General features: G+C 44.9%; 23 protein-coding genes. 17 read left to right on the top strand and 6 right to left on the bottom strand.

Going from position 1 to position 23,309, the window contains the following annotated elements; all coding sequences use genetic code 11:
* Positions 1-86: 86 nt before the first annotated feature.
* The 4 genes from CA600_RS09295 to CA600_RS09280 are packed head-to-tail and all read left to right on the top strand — an operon-like array spanning position 87 to position 3,638.
* On the top strand, positions 87-1,043 hold the full coding sequence (locus CA600_RS09295; protein WP_094869932.1) for a TIGR01212 family radical SAM protein: 957 nt from the start codon (positions 87-89) through the stop codon (positions 1,041-1,043).
* Positions 1,043-1,645, top strand: coding sequence for a class I SAM-dependent methyltransferase (locus CA600_RS09290; RefSeq protein WP_094869931.1), 603 nt, complete (start codon positions 1,043-1,045; stop codon positions 1,643-1,645). The genes CA600_RS09295 and CA600_RS09290 overlap by 1 nt, the downstream gene beginning before the upstream one ends.
* A gap of 46 nt (positions 1,646-1,691) precedes the next feature.
* Positions 1,692-2,660: a type I phosphomannose isomerase catalytic subunit gene (locus tag CA600_RS09285; RefSeq protein WP_094869930.1), complete on the top strand. Its 969-nt coding sequence runs from the start codon at positions 1,692-1,694 to the stop codon at positions 2,658-2,660.
* Between the two features lie 27 nt (positions 2,661-2,687).
* A complete protein-coding gene (locus CA600_RS09280; RefSeq protein ID WP_094869929.1) occupies positions 2,688-3,638 on the top strand; it encodes an alpha/beta fold hydrolase in 951 nt (316 codons plus the stop codon).
* Between the two features lie 292 nt (positions 3,639-3,930).
* On the opposite strand, the gene CA600_RS09275 is transcribed toward CA600_RS09280, so the two are convergent.
* Both CA600_RS09275 and recQ read right to left on the bottom strand, forming a co-directional pair.
* Positions 3,931-5,838 (bottom strand): B12-binding domain-containing radical SAM protein, encoded by a 1,908-nt coding sequence (locus CA600_RS09275; RefSeq protein ID WP_094869928.1) that lies wholly within the window; start codon positions 5,836-5,838, stop codon positions 3,931-3,933.
* A gap of 15 nt (positions 5,839-5,853) precedes the next feature.
* Positions 5,854-7,689, bottom strand: a complete 1,836-nt coding sequence (gene recQ / locus CA600_RS09270) for a DNA helicase RecQ (protein ID WP_094869927.1) — start codon at positions 7,687-7,689, stop codon at positions 5,854-5,856.
* A 170-nt stretch (positions 7,690-7,859) separates the two neighbouring features.
* On the opposite strand from recQ, the gene CA600_RS09265 reads away from it, so the two are divergent.
* The 10 genes from CA600_RS09265 to CA600_RS09220 all read left to right on the top strand — a co-directional run bounded on the left by CA600_RS09265 (position 7,860) and on the right by CA600_RS09220 (position 16,983).
* The gene (locus CA600_RS09265; protein ID WP_179281577.1) at positions 7,860-9,476 is read left to right on the top strand and encodes a spore germination protein; all 1,617 of its coding nucleotides are present in this window, start codon (positions 7,860-7,862) and stop codon (positions 9,474-9,476) included.
* On the top strand, positions 9,466-10,569 hold the full coding sequence (locus tag CA600_RS09260) for a GerAB/ArcD/ProY family transporter (RefSeq protein ID WP_094869926.1): 1,104 nt from the start codon (positions 9,466-9,468) through the stop codon (positions 10,567-10,569). The genes CA600_RS09265 and CA600_RS09260 overlap by 11 nt, the downstream gene beginning before the upstream one ends.
* Positions 10,562-11,785: a Ger(x)C family spore germination protein gene (locus CA600_RS09255; RefSeq protein WP_094869925.1), complete on the top strand. Its 1,224-nt coding sequence runs from the start codon at positions 10,562-10,564 to the stop codon at positions 11,783-11,785. Before CA600_RS09260 ends, CA600_RS09255 begins: the two co-directional genes overlap by 8 nt.
* A gap of 24 nt (positions 11,786-11,809) precedes the next feature.
* Positions 11,810-11,998, top strand: a complete 189-nt coding sequence (locus CA600_RS09250; protein WP_094869924.1) for a CLC_0170 family protein — start codon at positions 11,810-11,812, stop codon at positions 11,996-11,998.
* 93 nt (positions 11,999-12,091) lie between these two features.
* The gene (locus CA600_RS09245; RefSeq protein WP_094869923.1) at positions 12,092-13,072 is read left to right on the top strand and encodes an RluA family pseudouridine synthase; all 981 of its coding nucleotides are present in this window, start codon (positions 12,092-12,094) and stop codon (positions 13,070-13,072) included.
* Positions 13,073-13,175: 103 nt separating this feature from the next.
* Complete coding sequence (locus tag CA600_RS09240) at positions 13,176-13,595, top strand: GNAT family N-acetyltransferase (RefSeq protein WP_094869922.1); 420 nt, start codon at positions 13,176-13,178, stop codon at positions 13,593-13,595.
* A gap of 96 nt (positions 13,596-13,691) precedes the next feature.
* Positions 13,692-14,213: a hypothetical protein gene (locus tag CA600_RS09235; protein ID WP_094869921.1), complete on the top strand. Its 522-nt coding sequence runs from the start codon at positions 13,692-13,694 to the stop codon at positions 14,211-14,213.
* A gap of 47 nt (positions 14,214-14,260) precedes the next feature.
* Entirely contained in the window at positions 14,261-14,656 is a 396-nt protein-coding gene (locus CA600_RS09230; RefSeq protein ID WP_094869920.1) for a hypothetical protein, read from the top strand.
* A 20-nt stretch (positions 14,657-14,676) separates the two neighbouring features.
* Positions 14,677-15,246, top strand: a complete 570-nt coding sequence (locus tag CA600_RS09225; protein ID WP_042125036.1) for a TetR-like C-terminal domain-containing protein — start codon at positions 14,677-14,679, stop codon at positions 15,244-15,246.
* A gap of 156 nt (positions 15,247-15,402) precedes the next feature.
* Positions 15,403-16,983: an oleate hydratase gene (locus CA600_RS09220; RefSeq protein ID WP_094869919.1), complete on the top strand. Its 1,581-nt coding sequence runs from the start codon at positions 15,403-15,405 to the stop codon at positions 16,981-16,983.
* A 141-nt stretch (positions 16,984-17,124) separates the two neighbouring features.
* Here CA600_RS09220 and CA600_RS09215 read toward each other — a convergent pair whose 3' ends face one another.
* On the bottom strand, positions 17,125-17,847 hold the full coding sequence (locus CA600_RS09215; RefSeq protein ID WP_094869918.1) for a DsbA family oxidoreductase: 723 nt from the start codon (positions 17,845-17,847) through the stop codon (positions 17,125-17,127).
* A 272-nt stretch (positions 17,848-18,119) separates the two neighbouring features.
* On the opposite strand from CA600_RS09215, the gene CA600_RS09210 reads away from it, so the two are divergent.
* The 3 genes from CA600_RS09210 (at position 18,120) to CA600_RS09200 (ending at position 21,345) form a co-directional block, all read left to right on the top strand.
* Complete coding sequence (locus CA600_RS09210; protein ID WP_094869917.1) at positions 18,120-19,052, top strand: glycosyltransferase family 2 protein; 933 nt, start codon at positions 18,120-18,122, stop codon at positions 19,050-19,052.
* 181 nt (positions 19,053-19,233) lie between these two features.
* Entirely contained in the window at positions 19,234-20,340 is a 1,107-nt protein-coding gene (locus CA600_RS09205; RefSeq protein ID WP_094869916.1) for an FAD:protein FMN transferase, read from the top strand.
* A gap of 153 nt (positions 20,341-20,493) precedes the next feature.
* Entirely contained in the window at positions 20,494-21,345 is an 852-nt protein-coding gene (locus CA600_RS09200) for an RCC1 domain-containing protein (RefSeq protein WP_094869915.1), read from the top strand.
* Between the two features lie 72 nt (positions 21,346-21,417).
* Here CA600_RS09200 and CA600_RS09195 read toward each other — a convergent pair whose 3' ends face one another.
* From CA600_RS09195 to CA600_RS09185, 3 genes are all read right to left on the bottom strand, one after another.
* On the bottom strand, positions 21,418-22,128 hold the full coding sequence (locus CA600_RS09195) for an HAD family hydrolase (protein WP_094869914.1): 711 nt from the start codon (positions 22,126-22,128) through the stop codon (positions 21,418-21,420).
* A gap of 36 nt (positions 22,129-22,164) precedes the next feature.
* A complete protein-coding gene (locus CA600_RS09190) occupies positions 22,165-22,629 on the bottom strand; it encodes a GNAT family N-acetyltransferase (RefSeq protein ID WP_094869913.1) in 465 nt (154 codons plus the stop codon).
* Positions 22,630-22,729: 100 nt separating this feature from the next.
* Entirely contained in the window at positions 22,730-23,236 is a 507-nt protein-coding gene (locus CA600_RS09185; RefSeq protein WP_094869912.1) for a metallophosphoesterase family protein, read from the bottom strand.
* Positions 23,237-23,309 lie beyond the last annotated feature (73 nt).

Below are 23,309 nucleotides of genomic sequence, written 5' to 3'. Positions count from 1 at the left end.
TCTTTTATAAAGGATGCCATCCGTCTCAGAAAAATATAAGGATAAGGATACTTATCCATGTTTATATTTTCAGAAAGGAGCTCCTCGTGTCTAATCTTCAATACACTACTCCTCCGCAGCTTTGGGGAGATAAACGTTTTCATACCTGGAATTACGAAATGCGTGAACATTTGAACACCAAGGTATTCAAAGTTATGCTTGATGCTGGCTTTACCTGTCCCAACCGTGACGGCTCCATCGCTAAAGGCGGTTGTACATTTTGCAGTGCCAGAGGTTCTGGTGATTTTGCAGGAAGTCGCCGAGATGATCTCGTCACCCAATTTAATAACATCCGTGATAAGCAGCATCTTAAATGGCCAAACGCTAAATACATCGGATATTTTCAGGCCTATACGAATACGTACGCTCCGGTCGAAGAGCTTAGAGAATATTTCGAAGAGATTTTGCAGCAGCCCGGTGTCGTTGGACTTTCTATTGCTACACGGCCTGACTGTTTGCCAGATGATGTTGTCGAATATTTAGCAGAGCTAAACGAGCGCACCTATCTGTGGGTAGAAATGGGGCTTCAGACTATACACGACTCCACTTCTGAGCTTATTAATCGGGCCCATGATACCCAGTGTTATTTAGAGGCTGTTGATAAGCTGCGGCGTCACGGCATTCGTATCTGTACCCATATCATTCACGGCCTCCCACAGGAGACGCATGAAATGATGCTGGAAACGGTATCTGCTGTCGCTCGTATGGATGTCCAAGGAATTAAGATTCACCTGCTACATCTCATGCGTAAAACACCCATGGTGAAGCAGTACGAAGCCGGACTGCTACGGTTCATGGAACAGGACGAGTATGTGAAGCTGATTGTTGATTCACTCGAAATTCTGCCCCCTGAGATGATTGTACATCGCTTGACTGGTGACGCTCCTCGGGATCTCTTAGTCGGTCCGTTGTGGAGTCTCAAAAAGTGGGAAGTGCTAAATGCCATTGACGCTGAGCTTGTTGCTCGTGATACTTGGCAGGGTAAGTATTGGAGGAAAAGCTAATGGGCTTCATGTCCGTTCTAAGCTTTGCTCATAAATTAATCTCTGAGCGGCTAACTATAGGTGAGCGTGCAATTGATGCCACTGTAGGTACTGGTGCTGATACGCTTTTTCTAGCCAAAATGGTCGGAGCTCGCGGTGAAGTCTACGGCTTTGACATTCAAGCTGCAGCGCTGAAGCTGGCTGAAGAGCGCCTGCGGCTTGCAAGAGAGGAAGCTCCCTCGCTCGCCACCGTCACTTTGCTGGAACGTAGTCACGCAGAAATGGCTGAAGCTGTTCCAGCGAACTGGCATGGCACCGTTGGTGCTGTAATGTTCAATCTAGGATACTTGCCTTCAGGAGATGCCGACAAGAACATCATTACTCAGCCAGGCAGCTCCATTGCAGCCTTGGAAGCTTCTCTCCAGTTACTGCGTCCAGGCGGGATCATCACGGCGGTTCTTTATCCCGGCCATACTGGCGGAGATAAAGAAGCCGATGCCGTTGAATCTTGGGCAGCAGCTGTTTCCCAAAAGGTAGCACAAAGCATTGTTTATCGTCAGCTTCAGCGCACGGATTCACCTTATATGATTGCGCTTGAAAAGAAAAAAGGAATCCCCTCTTAAACTGTAAGCATCAAACAATTTTATATTTGGGAAGGAAGATGTAGTAATGACTCAACCATATCCTTTGAAATTTCAACCGGAGTTTAAAGAACGTGTCTGGGGAGGCCGCGCGCTGGAGAAATTCGGCCTAGATCTGCCAGAAGGACATATTGGCGAAGGCTGGATGATCGCCGATCACGCGAATGGAACGTCTTCAGTAGTAAACGGAGAGTTAGCCGGCCAAGGGTTAGATCAAATTCGTGAGCAGTTCGGCCATGAATGGTTCGGAAGCAAAGGGATTTCTGAAACGGGTGGAAGATTTCCTCTACTAATCAAATTGCTGGACTGCAACGACAATCTTTCCGTTCAAGTCCACCCTACAGATGATTATGAGGGATTGCCACAAGGTGAACTGGGCAAAACAGAGATGTGGTACGTGTTAGACGCTAAGCCAGGTGCCAAAATCATCTATGGTCTTAAAGAAGGCGTGGATCGTGAAACATTGCGCGAAGCACTGGAAAAAGGCACCGTTATGGATAGCCTTCAAGAAGTATCTGTCTCTGCAGGAGACTCCTTCTATATTCCAGCCGGAACCGTTCATGCGTTATGCGCTGGTGTCGTTGTAGCAGAGATCCAGCAAAATTCCGACACTACATACCGTATTTATGACTATGACCGTCCAGGCCTGGACGGAAAGCCACGTGAGCTTCATATTGAGGATTCACTTAATGTTACAGCTTATGAAGGCGCCGGGGCTACTTCGATGAAGACAGATAACGCAGTACCTGGTGAGTGGCTGCAACTTGCCGCTTCGCCATATTTCATCGTAGAAAAAGGAATCGTAAATGGTTCATGGGGCCTCACCACTACAGAAGACAGCTTTACTATTCTAGTCATCTGTGAAGGCAGCGGACATCTTACTTGGGATGGCGGCTCCCAGCCTTATGCTGCAGGAGAATGCTATCTGATTCCTTCCAGTCTCGGCCGTTACGCTATCGAAGGTCATTCTACTGTGCTTCGCTCTTATTTACCATAAGTCGAGAACCTTTAGGAGGAATGGACCATGAAGGAAAATAGTTTTACCCTAACGGATCCCATAGGTGTAAATATCCATGTCTATGAATGGTTACCTGAATCCGATGTGCCAGTTAGAGGAATCGTGCAAATTTCTCACGGTATGTGTGAAACAGCTGTCCGTTATGCTCGTTTTGCGGAAGCCTTAACAGGAGTAGGTTATGCAGTATATGTCAATGACCACCGGGGACATGGTAAAACCGCTGGTCAAGTCGATCTGCTTGGCGATGTTGGGGAGGACGGATTCTATTGGATGCGGCGCAATCTGCTCCAGGTAGCAGCCAAAGCACTCTCCAAACATGAAGGTAAGCCTATCTTTCTATTCGCTCATAGTATGGGTTCCTTTCTGGCTCAAAAGCTGATGTGTGAAGAGGGTAACGAAATCTATGCAGGATTTATCCTAAGCGGTACAAATGGTCCTCGCGGTATGCTGCGCCTTGGAGAATCTCTGGCTAGTGCACAGCTCAAGTTAAAGGGTGAACATCACCGCAGTGTACTACTAAACAGCTTAGTATTCGGCAGTTATAACCGTGCTTTTTCTCCCGTAAGAACAGCATATGACTGGCTGAGCAGCGATGATGCGGAAGTAGATAAGTACATTTCCGATCCATTCTGTGGCGCTATTTGTACAACACGCTTTTTCCGTGGTTTTTTCCACCTCCTAAGGGAGATCCATACCGAGGAATCACTTAGGACATTATGTACAAGTAAGCCCATTTATATCTTTGGTGGGGATAAGGATCCTGTAGGGATGAGCGGACAAGGCATTCCTCGTCTTGCGGAGCTGTACAAGAAGCGAGGGATATCGGACGTAGAGTATCGGCTCTATCCAGGTGGCAGGCATGAAATGCTTAATGAGGTGAACCGGGATCAAGTTACGGCCGATGTGCTTAACTGGCTAGAACAGCATCTCCCTTCTGAGGTTACGACTACAAGTTAAGAGAAAAACGAGGTTTTTCGGAGCAGCCATCCTCCCGTTATTGGGGATCGCTGCTCTTCGTTTTGGGTTGTGAGCAATTTACCACACTCGTTAATCCTAGCCCCTCCCCTCTTTTCGGATACATGGATGCTTTTAGGCAACCATTACTCCCCCACCATCATTTTCGGACTCACAATTGTGGAGAAATCACACATGTAAGGTCATACGGGCCCAATAACACTAAATTTAGCAGGTAAACCTTGCATATAAAACAAAAATAGACCGCCCCAGGGGAGCGATCTATATAGAACTATTACAAAGGTAAAGTATAATACTGAGCGCGTTGGCTCTCGTTCTGCTGATACATTACAATTAGCAGCGTGCGACCTTCGGGAACGGAAGTTGGTTCAGCTACGGCTACAGCAGAGCTTGTGGTTTGGACAGACTCTTCTAAACTACGCTCTGTAACTCCCAGTATTAATGACTCAGGAGAAGGTACAGCCCCATCGACAGCATTGTCCTCTTCCTCTTCCTCTGAACCCCCATCCGCCCGTAGACCGCTGATGGATTCCAGTACCGCTTCAAGCGAGAACGGCAGCACTTCAAGCACCGTATATTTTTGCAGCTCTCTTTCACTGAGTCCGGCTTCTGCCAACTGTGCAGAGATTTGACCCGGATTAGCAGCGATATCCCTCAAGTAACTCGACCAATCCGACTTATCCAACACGAAATCCCACCAGATTTTGCGAGGCTTATACTTGTGTCCTAGGAAATAATCAAGCTTCATTAGCCCCGTAATAATATCCATAGATGGAGTCCCACGATCTATTAAGAAGGACTGCAAACGGATAAAGAGATCTTCCAGCTGATGCCCAATCTTTTGCCAGCCTCTCTCCTCCCAATAGTCACCGAACTCCTGAAAGAAATCGAATGGGGAATCAAACACATGACGGATCAAGTATTTAGCCGTATGGTCCAACCGGTGGCTGTTCCAGTATTTCTCCAGCACGTCCTCAAGCCGCTTCAAGCGGATAATATCCGAGAAGGTCATCATATGACTGCTAAGGATTTCGTAAGGGGCATGTTCCATATACGTATACTCATATTTTGCCGCCTGTGCACGCAGACCCGTCCCGCGAAGCATTTTAAGGAAACCAAGCTGCAGCTCTTCTGGCTCCATAACGAATACATCATTAAACGTTTTGCGGAAGGTGGTGTAATCCTCCATAGGAAGCCCCGCGATCAAATCTAGATGCTGATCGATATTGCGACTTTCCTTGATCTTCATTACCGTACGAGACAGCTTCTTGAAATTCTGGCGACGTTTAACGAGCTCGTTCGTCTCATCGTTCGTAGACTGTACACCAATCTCGAACCTAAAGATGCCCGGTGGCGCATTGTTCGACAGGAAATCCAGAACTTCTGGCCGCATGATATCTGCTGTAATTTCAAACTGGAACACACAGCCTTGATGATTATCGATCAGGAATTGAAACATTTCCATCGCATAGTTGCGGTTGATATTGAAGGTGCGGTCCAAAAATTTAATGATTTTGGCACCATTTTCAATTAAATAGAGTAAATCAGACTTCACTCGTTCAATATCATAGTAACGTACGCCAACCTCAATACTGGATAAACAAAATTGACAGTTAAACGGGCACCCACGACTTGTCTCAAAATAAACAATACGTTTGCTCAAATCTGGAATATCCTCTGGAAAACGATGCGGTGTAGGCAGCGTATTTAGATCGCTTTTGGGACGAGGTGGATTTACAATGATCTCCTCTCCCTTACGATAAGCAGCTCCGTACACAAAATGAAATTTCCGGTCATCTCTCAACTCCTGCAGCAGATGATGGAAGGTCTCTTCTCCATCTCCGTTGACGATAAAATCAATGCCAGCTTCTCTCTTCATCCAATGCAGCGGCTCATAAGAAACTTCCGGACCTCCGAGAACAATCGTAACCTCGGGCATCACTTGCTTAAGAATTCCGATCAGCTTGAGCGTCTCCTCGATATTCCAGATATAACAAGAGAAGCCAATCACATCTGGCCGTTTCTGAAACAAGTCGGACACGATATTCATCACGGGATCTTTGATGGTGTACTCCACTAAATGAATATCATTAAATTCATGCTCACTGTAGGCTTTAAGCAAACGAATTGCCAGTGAGGTATGGATATATTTGGCGTTTAATGTGGTTAGGATGATTTTCATGCTACACGACCTTCTCTACATTTCATTTTGAAAAAACTCTAGGAATGCTTTACCGTACTTCCGGTATTTCACTTCCCCTACGCCCTTCACTCTCAGCATTTCCGCTTCGGTCTGCGGGCAAACCACACTCATCTCACGCAGCGTAGCATCATTAAAAATGATATATGAGGGCACATGCTCACGTCCCGCCAACTCTCTCCGGATCAGACGAAGCTGCTCAAAGACGGTCTCATTGACCGCCGAAGGTGACAGGTCATGCCCACGACTACGAACTCGCGTGCCGGATGCCGCGCCTACTCGTGATGGACGTGCCACCCGCTGCGTGACCTCACGTTGTCCACGCAGTACCTCAGCAGCTAAAGGCTGTAGCCGTACTACTGGATACTGTCCTTCCGACAAGACCAGATATCCCTCTGAGATCAGCACATTAATGCTCTCCGAGATTTCCTTCTCTGTCCGGCTCGACAATGCCCCATGGGTCGGCAGCTTATCAAAACCATATTGCATCACTTTCTGATTGCGAGAGCCTTTCAGCACAGAAGCCACTAATGCTACTCCATAACGTTCCCGCATACGGTGGATGCAAGAGAATATCTTTTGCGCATCTACGGTCATATCTATAAGCTCTCGTTCATCTGTACATGAGCTGCAAATGCCGCATAACTTGTCTTCATGCGCCTCACCGAAGTAATCTAGTTGGGCACTGCGCAAGCAGCGGGTAGTATAACAATAATCAATCATTTGCTGAAGCTTGCGATATTCGTTAGCTTTACGGTCCGTATCCTGCGGATTCTGCTCGATCAGGAACTTCTGTGTCATAATATCCTGCGCACTAAAGAGCAGGATACACTCACTAGGCTCACCGTCACGACCCGCACGACCCGCTTCCTGAACATAAGCTTCCATATTCTTCGGCATATTATAATGAATGACATACCGGACATTGGATTTATCAATCCCCATCCCAAAAGCATTTGTGGCCACCATGACCCGGATATCGTCATATAGGAAGCCTTCCTGGCTATCTGCCCGCTCCTGATCATTCATACCTGCATGATAGCGGCCTGCCGCTATTCCTGAAGCCTGCAGCCTTTGATATAGATCATCCACTTCTTTGCGTGTAGCCGCATATACAATACCCGGCTGATGAGAATGCGTCGCTGTGTAATCCATAACGAATTCCCGCTTATTCTCCCCACGTAACACAGACATCGCTAGATTATCTCTTCCGAGTCCAGTCATGAAAATACCCGGCTCGCGCAGACGCAGCAGCCGAACCATGTCCTCCATAACCTCTGGTGTTGCCGTCGCTGTAAATGCAGCCAAGATTGGCCGTTCTGGCAGCTCATTCACAAATGGCGACACCGACAAATAGCTTGTGCGGAAATCATGCCCCCACTGAGATACACAGTGTGCCTCATCCACAGCTACACAGGAAATTGCCAGCTCAGCCATTTCCAGTCGGAACCAGTCCAGCTCTAGCCTTTCGGGCGCAACATAAAGCAGCTTCAAATCGCCGCGACGGGCAGCACGAATCCGCTCATTTACTTCTTTCCCGCTTAACGTGCTATTAATAAAGGCTGCCGGAATACCCGCCGTGGTTAATGCATCGACCTGATCCTTCATCAGTGAAATCAATGGTGAGATCACCAGTGTCAGCCCAGGAAGCAGCAGTGCGGGAACTTGATAGCAAATCGATTTCCCACCTCCCGTAGGAAGAATCCCCAGCGTGTCGCGCCCTTCCAGCAAGTTCTGAACAATCTTCTTCTGACCATCCCGAAAATCCGGATAACCGTAATATTTTTGCAGCTCAGCCTGCGCCTGTTCCATAGTAGGTGTTTGCATCATCATATCTCTCATAACCCCTTAAGCGTTTCTATCTTTAGTTTAGCGGTCAAAAGTGTATTGAGCAACACTCCTTAACTATGGTCACCATGTTCTTCCTTTGAAATATTTACATAAAAGGTCTTCTTTTAAGCCAAGCTTTAAGAAGCGTGATTTCATAGAAAGGTGGAGCGACCGTGCAAAATTGGAAACAAAAATATACCTCTTTTAAACAAAAGCCTGCACGCAAAGAGTCCTCTGCCCAGGACAATCGTCCAATAAAGCCACTGGATTCCAGCCTGGAGAGCAATATAAGCTTCATTCGACAAGTCTTTGGAGAAGACAGCGATCTTATAGTCCGTAACTTCAAAGTGTATGGTAGACATGATGCGGCTATTATCTTTTTTTCTTCTGTGGTGGATCAGAATCAAATTCAGAACTATGTTTTAAAGCCATTAATGAATGTTTCCTCCGACCCCTCAGAAATTCCAGAAGATCTTAAGGATCTACCTGATTACATCTGGAGTATGACGGTACAAGTAACACAAGGGAACCGAACTAAGGATCTAAATGCTTTAGCCTCCATCCTGTTGGAGGGAAATGTAGTTCTAATCGTAGATGGAATGGATCAGGCCCTGTATTTCAATCTGCGTAAAATTGAGCATCGTAGCATTGAGCAGCCTCAAACTGAACAAGTCATACGCGGTTCGCGTGATGGGTTTATCGAGAATTTACAATCCAATCTCTCCTTGCTTCGCTACCGACTGCAAACGCCGGATTTTCGTGTTGTAACTGCTCCTCTTGGCGTACGGACACGCTCAAAAGTAGCTGTTTGTTATATCGAAGGAATAGCTGATCCAGGACTGGTTCAAAAGGTGATGAAGAGATTGTCAGCTATAAATGTAGATGGCATCCTTGATTCGGGATATATCGAGCAATTCATAGAAGATCATCCCTTGTCCCCATTTCCGCAGGTTCAGCCAACCGAACGCCCGGATAAATCTATAGCCTCTTTATTAGAAGGACGAGTCATCATCCTTGTAGACGGCTCACCTTTCTGCCTCATCGTCCCGGCACTTTTCAATCAATTCTTTCAGACGACAGATGACTACACGGAACGTTTTATCGTAGGAAGCCTCCTACGAATGATCCGCCTGATTGCCTTATTATTCTCCCTTTTCTTTCCATCCTTATATGTGTCCATCATCTCTTTCAATCCTGAGCTACTACCGACGGAGTTCGCGGTAGCGATAACAGGTGCAAGAGCTGGCGTGCCCTTTCCAGCCGTATTGGAAGTTCTGATTATGGAGGTCTTCATGGAGGTGCTGCGTGAAGCAACCATTCGCTTACCGCAAATGATTGGCGGGGCACTTTCTATTGTAGGTGTGCTTGTCATTGGTCAGGCAGCCGTAGCAGCAGGTCTGGCGAGTCCAACTACCGTAGTTGTTGTCGCTATAACGACCATAGGGTCTTTTGCCACACCCGCTTACAATGCCGCTATCTCTTCAAGAATGCTTAGATTTCCATTGATCATATTGGCAGGCTGTTTTGGTCTGTACGGAGTAATGCTTGGTACGATTGTTATTGTTAACCACTTATTATTCCTGGAATCCTTTGGTGTTCCCTACATGACACCCTTTGTGCCTACGATATGGAAGGATCTTAAGGATAGTATCGTTCGGGCACCTTTATGGTGGATGCGAAGTCGCCCAAGCTTTCTCAATACACCTGATCCTGACCTTCTTGCCAAGGATATCCCCAAAATGCATACCGATCTGATTTTTAAGGAGAAAAGTGAAGCTGATGAATCGTAACCGCCCCATATCAACAATCCAAGTCATGGCTGTAATCATCAGTACGATTATAGGAATAGGAATCTTAAGTATTCCTCGTTATATGGCTGAAGCCGGAGACAGTGGTGCACCGCTCGTAACTGCTTCTGGCGTACCTATTGCTTTTTTGGGTTGCTGGTTTACAGCGGTTGTCTGCCGAAAATTCCCGAACGAAACGTTATTCGTATTCAGCCGCCGCCTTCTCGGAACTTGGCTCGCGGATATATTCTCCATTCTTATCACTTTGCTCTTTGCTTTCTCTGCAGGGATCACCATGCGCCAATTCGGTGAAGTATGTGTTGCCGTTGTCTTTAAAAAGACGCCTATAGAAGCAGTAATTCTCTTAATGCTCCTACTGGTTGCCTTATCAATCCGTAGAAATGTTGTAAAATTTACTTATGTACATGTTTTTTATTTACCTTTTATTCTATTATCTGTTATCGCAATTACATTGGTAGCTATGAAAAATGTTGATGTTCTGAACTTACTTCCCCTCACCGGAAATTACACCACCTTTTCAAGCTTTTCCAAAGGAACGATTACGTCTGCCGCCCTTTATCAGGGCACATTTGTCCTAACACTATTAGTTCCTCTAATGAAAAAACCTCAACAAGCCCTTAAAGCAGGCATTTTTGCACTTTGTTTCATTGGATTCATTTATGTAATGATCGTTTGGGTCAGTTTAGGCATGTTTGGAGCTCAAGAATCCAAAATACTTTCCTATCCAACCCTGGAAGCAGCTCGCTCCATATCCATCGGTGCAGGATTATTAGAACGGTTTGATGCTCTTTTTATAATCATTTGGGTGATTTCTATCTTCACTACCATCTTTACGAACTACTATCTAGCCGCATACTCTCTGCAACAAGTACTGCGACACAAGGATCACCGCCTGATCTCCAATTTCTTATTTCCGCTTATCTTTATTTTTTCACTTTTTCCGAGAAACATATTTCAGGTCAATACATTTGCCAGCGTTACAGCGATTATCGGTTTGGTTTTTTTGACCTTCTATCCTCTTTTATTATGGTTAGTCTCTCTAATCCGGCATAAAGGAGCCATTTCTCATGAGTAAAAAAATTTACAAGCGTGTAGTTCTTATGTTTATTCTCTCACTCCTGTCTGGATTGCTCGCAGGTTGCTGGGACCAGCTCGAAATTGAAGATCGTGCATTGGTGCTAGGGCTGTCCATTGATTCCGTCCCTCCAGACAGCAAAACAAATGATGATCAAACCACTCATCTGAAGAGCGCAAATATTAACCTGCCCAAAATCCGTGTAACTGCCCAAATTGCGGTTCCGGGAAGAGTTCCACTCGGACCAGGCAGTGGGGGTGAAGGCGGGGGTGGAAATCAAAATCCAGTATGGGTCGTAGAAGTATATGGATACACATTAGATGACGCCATGAACAATTTACAGCAGCAAATTTCCGATCCACGTTATCTGATTCATTTACGAGTAATTGTTATTAGTGAGGATATTGCAAGAAAAAGCATGGATGACTTAAATGATTATTTGCGGCGTAATCCAGAAGTTCGTCGCCGGACCTGGCTGCTAGTATCCGAGGGCGAAGCTGCTAAATTTATGGATATTAATCCTCCGCTGCAGAGAGTGCCGACCCTTTACATCCTCTCCACCATGGAAAAAGCAGTAACATCAGGAAAATTCCCCGCCAATTATATCGGCGCATTCTGGTCAGATGAATCCAAATGGGGGGAAAGTGGTTATCTGCCCTACGTCTCTTTGCATCAAGAGGACAATATCATGATTAAAGGCTTAGCTTACTTTAGCGGTGGATTAATGGTGGGTTCCACGACTCCTATTGAGATTGGCGCATATATGGCCATGAAGGGCATTAATCCCGGGGGATACTCTGATCTTTTCAATGCTGAGGAGTTCGGTCCAGTAATGCTCAAGATCAACGACCGTTTCACGAGAGTGAAAGTTCAATTCAAAGAAGGTAAACCTCATATCATCTATAACATCTCTTTAGAGGCGGCTCTAGATGAGCATTTACGCAATGATATCCATGTCGATACCAGCCGTTCTCTAGAAAAGATTGAAGATATCTTTCAAAAGAGAGTACTAAGTATCTTCAACCAGCTCATCCAAGAAACGCAGCAAGCGCACTCTGATGTTTTTGGCATGGGTGAATATATTCGTGCATATGCTCCCTCCTACTGGAAAGCCCATGTTCGTGACAAGCATGACTGGGAGCAGCAGTATTCCAATCTCAGTATAGAAATCAAATTGAAAACGCACATCGACAGAGTAGGCCTGAAAGAAGAATAAATGATATTTATAGGAGGCTCTGCTATGATCTATCACCAGCTAACCTTTGTAATTGTTGCGATGCTGATCTCCGGTGTTCTGTTGCTTACTGTGGATACTAAAATATATGCGGTCAATGCTATGCACCGGGAAAAGAAATTCGCTAAAGTGATAGGTTGGATATATCTCAGCTTATTCCTGCTTATTGGACTAGCTCAGCTATTCTATCTATAAATCGAATGCGTTTCTTGCTGCCCTTCACATAGTATTTCTTAACCGCCCATGGTATATTGAGGAGTACAATATTAAAGGACGGAGAATGCAGTCATGAACTCAAGAAAAAATTCTAAAGAAACAGCCAAAAGAGGTACTCGTTCCCACAGCAAGCCAAATGGCAAGCTTAATCATAAAGCTAAAGCACCTGCAGCACCTAAGTCTTTTACTGTAAATGAACCTTCTGAGCTGTTGCCTTTCTTACTCACCCACATCACAGGTCGTGGACGAAATGCGATTAAATCCATCCTTTCGCGCGGACAAGTATCTGTGAACGGCAAGGTCGTCACACAACATAATTTCCAATTACACTCGGGTCAAACTGTGACGATAGATCAAGAGAAGCCTGTACAAACAGCAGAAATGATCGGACTTACCATTGTGCATGAGGACGATGATCTAATCATTATTCAGAAGGATGCTGGACTGCTATCCATTGCCACTGCGGAAGAAAATGAATTGACAGCTTACCGCCAGCTTATGGAGCATGTCCGCACCAGCAATCCTAAGAACCGTATCTTTGTTGTACACCGCTTGGATCGCGATACTTCTGGAGTGATGATGTTTGCCAAAAGCGAACGGATCCAGCAAGCCCTGCAAACTACGTGGAAGGATACGGTTAAAGAACGTTCTTACGTCGCACTAGTCGAAGGCGCCGTCAAAAGACCTGAAGGTACAGTGAGCTCTTGGCTAAAAGAAACCTCTACCCTGAAAATGTACTCCAGTCCACATGAAGGCGATGGTCTACATGCAATCACACATTATAAGCTCATTCAGGCGAACCGCCACTTCTCGTTGCTTGAGGTAAAGCTTGAAACTGGACGCAAAAATCAGATTCGTGTTCATATGGCAGATATCGGGCATCCAATCGCAGGAGACAAGAAGTATGGTGCAGAGACCAAAACGGTGGGCCGTCTCGGTCTGCATGCTCGTGTACTTTCTTTTATTCATCCTACTACAGGAGTGTTAATGACCTTCGAAAGTCCTATTCCGAAGACATTCCTGAAATATACCGCACCTGAACCTGCGAACTAACAAGTTCACAGAGAATACCCATTCATCCTAAGGGGGCTGATTACGGTGGAGCTTACTACACTACAATCGCTACAATAACTTAACAAAGAATGGGTGATTAGCCATGACAACAGCACATCATTATGAATGTATTGAGCGTATGCCCACGACTGAGGAACATGCCTCCTTATGGGAAGCTGTCGGTTGGGGGAACGTGAATACAGCAATGACCGCAGCCTCTCTGGCGCATTCGGTGTATGGGATGGTCGTTGTACAGGAAGACAAGGTTATCGGTATGGGGCGGATCGTCGGCGATGGTCATATGTATTTCTATATTCAGGACGTAGCCGTGCTTCCCCAATTTCAGGCCCAAGGCATTGGTAATGTCATTATTGAGCAGCTACTACGCTATATTCGATCTCATTGTTTTACAGGGGCTTTCGTAGGACTATTTGCATCACACGGCAATGATACCTTTTATGAGCGATACGGCTTTCAGAATCACGCCCCCGGCATGACGGGTATGTTCAAGGTTATGGAGTAACACACAAAAGATGCCCGGTCCATATGGTCCTTGGGCATCTTTTTCACTTCTATTTAGATCATGTTACAATACTAATAAACAAAGAAGGTGCCATTATTGTTCCATCCTACTGTTTTCGATAATATTAAAATTGCTTTTGAGAACCAAATGTATGACTATGATAACCTGGACGGAATTTTGGTAGTTACGGATCGTTCCGACCTTCTCAATATGGCTTTGATGTCCAGAGAGTTCAGCCTCTCCTTCCAATTAACTGCTGGCAGAAGCGTAACCGCCGAAGTCTTCCTAACTTCCTCTGTGAAAGATCTTAGCGATGAAATATTGGAAGTGCCTAACATGGATCCCGGCTGCAATCTTTCGTTACGTTTTTATATGGAAATTGAAGATATCCCCACTGAATGTCAGGCAATCGAGAGTATTCTCAAAGCCATCTGGGGGCCTGAATTCCAGCCTGTACAGTCATTAAGCTTCATTTATGGTCAAGAAGGCGAAACCTACAATAACTGCATTGAGCTGCGATTCAAAAGACAAATCACTGAGGAGCAAATGGACGACATTCCGAACCTGCTGAATCATCTTCTGCAAAGTGTAGAAGAGCTGGAATCTTTCTCCGTATAATTCCTGCTGCACACCGTTTTTACTTTGGATAAAGAGGTGAGCAAGAAATGAAATTCCTGCCTGCTGCCAAAAGTAATCGCTGGTTGATCTGGATGGCTGTTTATGGTGTTGTTCTATGGATGCTCTTCATAGTGCACAGATTTATAATGATGGCTCACGCTTGGGATGTCACACTCTTACTTCGCTTCGCACTTTTTTCTGTTGTCGTATCTGGTATCGTCAATGCTTTAGGGTGGCTCGGCGCTCGTCTACTCTGGTTCATCACTACAACAGGAATACTTATCGGTTCGGTACTTATGCTAAGCTACACCTATAGAGAGATGTCCGGTTGGGAGGATCTCGCGGGATTCCTAGCTTTTTTCTTTTTTACATGTGGCGGATTTGCACTTGGTTTGTTGGCAGAAGGCATTCGTCTACTGGTTAAGCAGTGGCCAAAAGCTTGAATGGAGGAGATGATAGAACGTTGTCCAATTCTTTTCTCACCAAAAATGCATTGTCTCATTCCTTAAAAGAACTAATGGAACATACATCGCTCAATAAAATTACAGTCAAACAGCTCGTGGACCATTGCGGACTAAATAGACAAACCTTCTATTATCATTTTCAGGATATATTTGATTTACTGGGTTGGATCTATAAGACCGAGGCTGTAGAGAGCATCGCCCAGTATCGTAGCTACAGTACGTGGACGGACGGTTTTTATAGAATTTTCTGCTATATCGAACGAAATAAAACCTTTTGCTGCAACACCTTGAACTCACTGGGTAGAAATCATCTGGATGCGTATCTATACGAAGTGACGAACGATCTCATTATGGGTGTCATAAACGAACTGTCCGCCGGGATGGAAGTTAGCCACGAAGATAAGCATTTTATTGCTAACTTTTATACACTGGCGTTCACAGGCCTCGTCATTCAGTGGATGAGAGATGGTATGAAAGAGCATCCTGATCACATTATCGAGAAGCTGAGTGTACTTATTGAGGGGAATTTTCTAAAAGCTTTGCACAAATATGAGAATAAGCCGTTGTAACCTTTGGGTTCAACGGTTTTTTTGTCTAAAAACTAGACATATGGACCGTAATGACTAAAAACCATACACTCTATAAGGATTGATTATACCTTCGAAATTGGAGTTGATTTACATTAAGAGTGTGATTATTTCAACAACAACTTGGAGGCGACCATTGTGAAAAAAGAGTACGGTAATAAACAGGTTTATTTTGTCGGTGGCGGAATTGCATCCTTAGCGGGCGCGGCTTACCTGGTCAGAGACTGTGACTTTCCGGGACAGAACATTCACATTATTGAAGAGATGAAGATTCTCGGTGGCAGCAACGACGGCGCAGGTGACGCTGAGCACGGTTATGTCATTCGCGGTGGCCGGATGCTCAACGATGAGACCTATGAGAATACATGGGATTTACTCATGTCGATTCCCTCCCTCGACCATCCAGAGAAATCCGTTAGAGAAGAGATTATAGAATTCGATACCGCCAATCCAACACATGCTAACGCTAGACTCGTAAACCGCAACGGTGAGGTGGAAGATGTATTATCCATGGGCTTTGATATGGCTGACCGGCTTGCGATGGGTAAATTGATTATTACACCAGAAGAAAAAATGGGAAAAGCCCGGATTAACGACTGGTTTGGTCCACACTTTTTCACTACGAACTTCTGGTATATGTGGGCTACTACTTTCGCCTTCCAACCTTGGCATAGCGCTGTAGAGCTTAAACGATATATGATTCGCTTCGTTCATGAGTTTCCAAGAATTCAAACCCTGGAAGGCGTAACCCGCACTCCATATAACCAGTATGATTCTATCATCTTACCTATGCACAAATATCTTGAAGGCTTCGACGTAGACTTTACACTGAAATGTACAGTAACCGACCTGCAGTTCAAAGATGGAGATGGCATTACCGTCACCCAAATGAACGTCCTACGCCAAGGTGTAGCCGACGTTATTAACATAAATGAAGACGATATCGTAATCGTCACGAACGGCTCTATGACCGAAGGCTCCAGCCTAGGTTCCATGACCTCTGCCCCACGTCTCAACGGCAAGGGAAGCTCGTGGAAATTATGGGAGAACATCGCCGCCAAAAAACCTGGACTTGGCAATCCATCATCCTTCGATGATCATGTCGATGGTTCGAAATGGGAGTCCTTTACCGTGACCTTCCAAGATTCCAAATTCTTCGATCTCATGGAGAAATTCACTCGTAATCGTGCAGGTACTGGCGCATTGGTTACCTTTAAAGATTCGAGCTGGTTAATGTCCGTTGTCTTAGCTTTCCAACCGCATTTCCGCAATCAACCAGACCATGTAAAAGTATTCTGGGGTTACGGTTTGTACCCTGACAACGTAGGCGACTTCGTGAAGAAGAAAATGAGCGAATGTACCGGTGAAGAAATTATGGAAGAATTAATCGGTCATCTTCATTTCGAAGAACATAAGGACGAGATTATGGCAACCGCCAATTGTATTCCATGTATGATGCCTTATATCACTTCACAATTCATGCCTAGATTAAACAGTGACCGACCTAAAGTAGTTCCTGAAGGCTCCACTAACCTTGCCTTCGTTGGACAATATTGCGAAATTCCAGATGATGTTGTATTCACCGAAGAATACTCTATCCGAGCAGCAAGAACTGCAGTGTACACACTGCTTGGTATTAATCGGCCTATCGAGCCAATTAATCAGCATCAGTACGATGTCCGCACGTTGTTCACAAGCTTTATCACTTCTTTTAGATAAACACCTCATAAAGAGACAAGCGCTCCCGAATCTATCCGGGGGCGCTTGTCTTTGTAGTGTGTAAAACAGAGCAGCGTTTCGGAACTAAAAAAAGAAGAAATGGATACTTCTCCATCTCTTCTTCTCCACACTATTTGAACTTTATATGCTGCAAGATCCATCTGCGCAGCCATCATCTGTGGATGCATCAGATTGTCCTTTGCCCACCACTTGCAGTGTTGGCCCTGCTTGCTCTTCTGCCCACACGGTATCCAATACCTCTGTAAATACAGGTCCTGGCTGTGCACCGGATAACGCATATTTATTGTTGAACACGAAGAATGGTACACCGGTAATATTCAGACGGCTTCCTTCTTCGATATCACCATTCACTTCAGCTGTATAAGCATCCGTCTCCAGCATTGCTGTTACTTCTGCCTCATCCAGCCCTACCTCAGCAGCAAGTGTAGCAAGTACACTGCGGTCTCCAAGATTCAATGAATCCGTAAAGTAAGCACGTAGCAGACGTTCGGACATTTCTGCCCCTTTTCCCTTGGAGCTTGCAAAGTGACTTAGGCGGTGACTATCAAAAGTATTCGTATGCTTCATCGTATCGAATTGGAAATCCAATCCCACATCTTGGGCTTGCTCAGTCAGCTGTGCGTTCATTGCTTTTGCTTTTTCAATCGTCATTCCGTATTTGGAAGCCAGCATCTCATGAATACTCTGAGTCTCATTCAATTTTGCATGTGGATCCAGTTGAAAACTACGGAATACCACCTCTACTTGATCTCTGTTCGGGAACTGACTCAGCGCATTCTCCAAACGTCTTTTACCAATATAACAAAATGGACACGCATAATCGGACCAAATATCTATTCTCATGAAAAAAACCTCCTAATATTATTGTTCATTTGTAACTGCTGAATAAGATTGATAACTAAATATTCGTCGCTTACTATTATATAGTTAAAAACCGAAAAACACAAACTTAACTTTTATTAAAATAATTTCATTTAGACCTGAGCTGCACTAAAAGTATACGAAAGTGGTATATACGCTCTTCTTCAGGAACGATAGAATCAAGGTAACCACATTTTGCCGGATAACTGCATTCAGATGAGCGGACAAAAGAAATCCTGAAGGGAGATTAAGATATGCATGATCTATCTATAGTGATTCCTACTCGCAACCGAATCAATGACCTTACGGTGTGCATAGAGTCCATTGGCAAGCAGACAAATCTTAAAGATATCTCTATCGAGCTATGGATTATGGACGACGGTGAGATCCCTAAAGACAGATTAACTTATTATTCTGAAATACTACAAGGATTACCACAGGCTGAACTCCATTATCATCGCAAAACTAAGCCTGGTCTCTGGCTTTCCCGTTACGAAGCGCTAGGGCTGATCCATGCAGAAATCGTGCTCCATTTAGATGACGATGCAGAATTAAATGACCCCTTATATATTCGACGATTGTTAGATACTTATACAGCCGACGACTCTATTGTTGGTGTAGGTGGTGTAGCCAAAGGTATACATAGCAGCATGCCAAGCAGGCTATTCGGTATGCTAACCGGACAAATGTCCGGGTCACCAGGCAGATTGTCGGCAAGTATGTTTGCAGGCTCGCAATTCCTTTGGGGAGAGAAGAAGCAGGTATTTGAAACTGATTTTTTTCACGGCTGCAATATGTCCTTTCGGCGCTCGGCACTGCGTGATATTAAGCCCTATCCATGGATGACAAGCTATTCCATAGCCGAGGATATTTATCTATCCCATTTAGCCAGCCGCTATGGCAAGCTTGTGATTAATCCCGCCATGAAAATCATCCATCATGAGTCGCCAGGCTCTCGCGATAAAGCGGGCGTTGTAGCACAAGCTACAGCCATTAATCACTACTATCTACTCAACTTGCGAAAAGCTCCATTAATGAATTATGCTGCCTTGATCTGGACATTGTCTTGTCTGACGGTTAAAGCAACCCTAAAACGGAATTTCAAAGCCGTTAGCGGATATGCCAAAGGTATCCTCTTCGTATTAAACCCTCGCAAGAACAAATACAGTGAATATATGCTTGATTAAATAGCATCGTTTTATTCTAAATCTACAGCGCTGCTCCGAATCAGGATACGGGGCTTTTTTTGTTATGCTGACCGACTTATCCCTTAATATGTCATGAATTTGATTTCCATCAACTTGTTATCTGGGGTATGATATAAATAATGTGATTTGTTTTAGAAACTAACTTTATGGATGGTGGAATATGTTCAAGAACAAAAAAACGACGCTGATCCTCGTTGTAATCGTCATCGTCGTCATAGCTGTCGGCGCTTGGCTAATTACTAAAGATAAGGACGATAAGACAGCGGGAACTACGGGTAGCGCAACAACATCCGGAAAAGGTGAGGAAAAATCTCTTTCTCAGACCTTTTATATTTATGACACTGTTGTGAATATCAAAGTGTTTGGTGCTACTGTAGAACAGAAAAATATGGACGATATCCAGCACATGCTGGAGCGAATGGATATGGAGCTTAGCCGCACCAAAGAAGGTGGAGAGACATACGCAATCAATCAGGCAGCAGGAAAAGAAGCGGTTGTTGTTTCTGACGAAACCCTGGATGTAATTAAACAATCCATACAATACGCAAAGGAAATGGACGGGCTGTTTGATCCTACAATCGGTCCGCTAATCGATCTTTGGAATATCGGTAGTGGCGGAGATAAAGTTCCTCCCCAAGCAGATATTGATAAAGCCAAGAGTCTAACCAATTACAAGGACGTTGAAATTGATGAAGCTGCGAAAACTGTAAAGCTAATGAAGGAAAATATGGTGTTAGATCTAGGCGGCATTGGTAAAGGTTATGCTGCAGACCGTATCGCTGATTATTTGAAAGAGCAAGGTCTTAATAGCGCTATGATTAACCTCGGAGGCAGCAGTATTATTGCCCTCGGTAAAAAGCCAAACGGAACGGAATGGAATATCGGATTGCAGGATCCAGATCAAAGCCGTGGTACTCAGCTAGGAACCATTAAAATCTCAGATGAGGTCATCGATGCTTCTGGTGTTTACGAACGGTATTTTATGCAGGACAATGTTCGTTACCATCATATCCTTGATCCACGCACAGGATATCCTTCACAGAACGGTCTCAAAAGCCTTACCATTATGAGCCCGAATGCAACAGATGCAGATGCCTTATCTACTGGGGTATTCTTGATGGGAATTGAAGAGGGTATGAAATATCTTGAAGCTTTACCTGAAGGTGTTGAAGCTTTCTTTATTACCGACGACAACAAGATCTATGCTACTAAAGGCATAAAAGAAAGAATGAACCTTACAGATCCAACATACAGCTTCGCAGAGTAAACGAAAAAAGCTTGTCCCTTAGAGCCGAGTTGGCTTCTAGGGAGCAAGCTTTTTTAATAGACACACGTAAGATTTGAAGAAGAAAGAACTGTGTTTTAATGGGGATTTGTCCTACAATGGTACACATCTACCATCAACTAAGGAGCGAAATTTATGAACCTTGTGAAAACCCTACCCTCCATAGCAGCGGGTTATCGTCATACCGCCCTGCTTAATTCGGACGGCACGGTGACGGCTGTGGGTGATAATAAATATGGCCAATGCGATGTAAGCAGCTGGTGCGATATGATAGCGGTTGCTGCGGGTAATGCTCATACCGGTAATGCTCATACCGTCGGGCTTAAATCAGATGGTACGGTGGCAGCTGTGGGTTGGAATAAATATGGCCAATGCGATGTAAGCGACTGGACTAATATTGTGAGGGTTGCCGCGGGTTGGCGTCGTACCGTCGGGCTTAAATCGGATGGTACCGTGGTTGCAATAGGTCGAAATAATGAAGGCCAATGCAATGTAAGTGACTGGCGTGATATAGTAGCAGTTGCGGCTGGTGATTGGCATACAGTCGGTCTTAAATCGGACAGCACGGTGACAATTGTGGGTAATAATCGGTATGGCCAACGCAATGTAAATGATTGGCATGACATAATGGCTATAGCGGCGGGTTACCTTCATACAGTCGGTCTTAAATCGGACGGTACGTTGATTGCTGCGGGTCGAAATCATGAAGGCCAATGCAATGTAAACGGCTGGCATGGTATTGTGGCTATAGCGGCAGGCAGTCATCATACCATCGGTCTTAAATCAGATGGTACCGTGGTTGCTGTGGGTTGGAATAAGTACGGCGAATGCAATATAAGTGACTGGCGCGATATGGTGGCCGTAGCGGCAGGTTGCACTCATACCATCGGTCTTAAATCGGACGGTACCGTGGTTGCTGTGGGTAATCACGAACAGGGTCAATGCGACGTAAGCAGGTGGCGCGGCATCCAACTCCCCGGAAATTAGTTATAAAATAATGAAAGCCATGCGCAGATTTCTCTCGCATGGCTTTCTAATATCTTTGGAGTACTTGTTCTCTCACACCAAAGGAAGCTCCCCAAATTCCTTATAATTAGTAAAAATATAACTAGGCTTATGATCCGTAGCTGGTTGTCTTCCTCTCGGATTGAACCAACAAACCTTCCATCCAGCCGCAAGTGCTCCAACTACATCGTTAGCCCAAGTATCCCCTATATAAAGCGAATTGTCCGCCAAAGTACCAGTTTTTTGGTTTACGTGTATGAATATTTCCGGGTCCGGTTTAGCAAGACCTACAGCATCAGAAATAAAGATCATGTCCTCGGGAATAATCTGATCTAAGCCTAGCCCACGAATCTTACTCATCTGATGATCCTTTGGTCCATTCGTAATAATGCCTACCTTATGACCGTCCGCAATAAATCGTTCAAGATGCTCACGCACGCCATCAATCATCTGAATCGTATATTGACGTCCAATATATGCCGCTTGAACCGCTGTGGCTTGATCACGATCAATCTGCAAACCATACTCGGCAAAAGCAAGCTCCAACCGGCGCACCCTCGTCTCTTCAAGCGGAATCTCACCGCGCAAATACATCGGCCACAACACATCGCTATGATGTCTCACTTTATAGAATAATTCCGCAAAGTCCAGACTACTCTCATCTGGGCTGAGCACTTCCCTTACCGCTTCTTTAAATGGTACCAGATGATCATACAACGTATCATCGAGGTCAAAAAAGATTGCTAACTTATGACTTGTTTCCACTTTAACGCCCCTTACTCGTCTTTCTCTCTAGCTGCTTTAGAAAAAAAGGTTATAGGTAAAAAATTCATCATCCCGAATGTAGCCATGCGCTTCATATAACCGCTGCGCCCCCACATTCTCCGTCATCGTTGTCAGGGATAAGCCCTTCGTATTCGTAGAGACCGCATAATCTCTAGCACTTTCCAGTAGCATAGCTCCTAGCCCTTGCCCACGGATTTCAGCAGTAACGAACAAATCATTTAGTATCCAGAGGCGCTCCATCGTAACCGATGAAAAAGAAGGATAGAGCTGTGTGAAGCCCCACGCGCGTTTCTCATCGCCTTCCCCCTCAACCACCATAAGGATCACAGATTCATTCAGCTTTAGTCTGTCGGCTAAGAAGGCGCGTGCACCATCCTGATCTGAGGCTGCTCCATAAAATACTCGATACTCATCAAATAATGGGATAAGCCGTTCTAAATCATCCCAAACCACTCGTTCTATACGATAATTCTTCATCATCAGCGCTCACTTTCTGGCTTCGCCCGTTTTAACCTCATTGTAAAGGGTTACCGAGCCGTTCACCATGGAGAGAACGCCGAATGATTTGGACAATCAAGCCTTATTCCTTTGAATCGTAGAACACATGCCGGGCACTAACTTTACCCGCTTCGATATCTAAAATTCCGAAAGAATACAATTTCTCACGCCGCTTATCTGTAGGAGAACCTGGATTAAATAGCAGGATACCATTCTCCTCTCTTAGCAAGGGCTGATGTGAATGACCAAAGAGAATACAGTCCACTTCATCATTCGCAAAAGCAAGCAGTGCGTTCCCATCCGTTCCTTTACGGGAATGTGGCGTATGTCCATGTACCATGCCAATCCTGATTCCTTCAAGGGTAATGATCTTGCGCTCTCCGAAACGCGCAATGATCTCATCCCCATCATTATTTCCGGCAATCCCCTCTACCGGTGCTAGTTCTGACAGCAAATCATAGATTCCCATACTCACCCAATCACCAAGATGCAAGATTAAATCCACATGTTGAAACTCTGCAATCAGTGCCTTAGGCAGAGACTTAGCCATTCTTGACATATGTGTATCAGATACGACTCCTACTTTCATAGATCTCAGCTCCTAATCTATCATACTCAACCTTGGTTATGACATATATCCATAAATCTAATATTCAAATAAT

Source organism: Paenibacillus sp. VTT E-133280 (assembly GCF_002264385.1).
Classification (GTDB): Bacteria; Bacillota; Bacilli; order Paenibacillales; family Paenibacillaceae; genus Paenibacillus_AQ; species Paenibacillus_AQ nitricinens.
This window is presented reverse-complemented; position numbering and strand designations above follow the sequence as displayed.

What these genes read in the sequence shown, in the direction of transcription:
- recQ (WP_094869927.1), bottom strand. Translation starts at nt 7,689, where the DNA reads ATGATGATGCAAACACCTACTATGGAACAGGCGCAGGCTGAGCTGCAA.
- CA600_RS09280 (WP_094869929.1), top strand. Translation starts at nt 2,688, where the DNA reads ATGAAGGAAAATAGTTTTACCCTAACGGATCCCATAGGTGTAAATATC.
- CA600_RS09285 (WP_094869930.1), top strand. Translation starts at nt 1,692, where the DNA reads ATGACTCAACCATATCCTTTGAAATTTCAACCGGAGTTTAAAGAACGT.
- CA600_RS09215 (WP_094869918.1), bottom strand. Translation starts at nt 17,847, where the DNA reads ATGAGAATAGATATTTGGTCCGATTATGCGTGTCCATTTTGTTATATT.
- CA600_RS09185 (WP_094869912.1), bottom strand. Translation starts at nt 23,236, where the DNA reads ATGAAAGTAGGAGTCGTATCTGATACACATATGTCAAGAATGGCTAAG.
- CA600_RS09260 (WP_094869926.1), top strand. Translation starts at nt 9,466, where the DNA reads ATGAATCGTAACCGCCCCATATCAACAATCCAAGTCATGGCTGTAATC.
- CA600_RS09230 (WP_094869920.1), top strand. Translation starts at nt 14,261, where the DNA reads ATGAAATTCCTGCCTGCTGCCAAAAGTAATCGCTGGTTGATCTGGATG.
- CA600_RS09200 (WP_094869915.1), top strand. Translation starts at nt 20,494, where the DNA reads ATGAACCTTGTGAAAACCCTACCCTCCATAGCAGCGGGTTATCGTCAT.
- CA600_RS09275 (WP_094869928.1), bottom strand. Translation starts at nt 5,838, where the DNA reads ATGAAAATCATCCTAACCACATTAAACGCCAAATATATCCATACCTCA.
- CA600_RS09210 (WP_094869917.1), top strand. Translation starts at nt 18,120, where the DNA reads ATGCATGATCTATCTATAGTGATTCCTACTCGCAACCGAATCAATGAC.
- CA600_RS09250 (WP_094869924.1), top strand. Translation starts at nt 11,810, where the DNA reads ATGATCTATCACCAGCTAACCTTTGTAATTGTTGCGATGCTGATCTCC.
- CA600_RS09190 (WP_094869913.1), bottom strand. Translation starts at nt 22,629, where the DNA reads ATGATGAAGAATTATCGTATAGAACGAGTGGTTTGGGATGATTTAGAA.
- CA600_RS09255 (WP_094869925.1), top strand. Translation starts at nt 10,562, where the DNA reads ATGAGTAAAAAAATTTACAAGCGTGTAGTTCTTATGTTTATTCTCTCA.
- CA600_RS09240 (WP_094869922.1), top strand. Translation starts at nt 13,176, where the DNA reads ATGACAACAGCACATCATTATGAATGTATTGAGCGTATGCCCACGACT.
- CA600_RS09290 (WP_094869931.1), top strand. Translation starts at nt 1,043, where the DNA reads ATGGGCTTCATGTCCGTTCTAAGCTTTGCTCATAAATTAATCTCTGAG.
- CA600_RS09245 (WP_094869923.1), top strand. Translation starts at nt 12,092, where the DNA reads ATGAACTCAAGAAAAAATTCTAAAGAAACAGCCAAAAGAGGTACTCGT.
- CA600_RS09205 (WP_094869916.1), top strand. Translation starts at nt 19,234, where the DNA reads ATGTTCAAGAACAAAAAAACGACGCTGATCCTCGTTGTAATCGTCATC.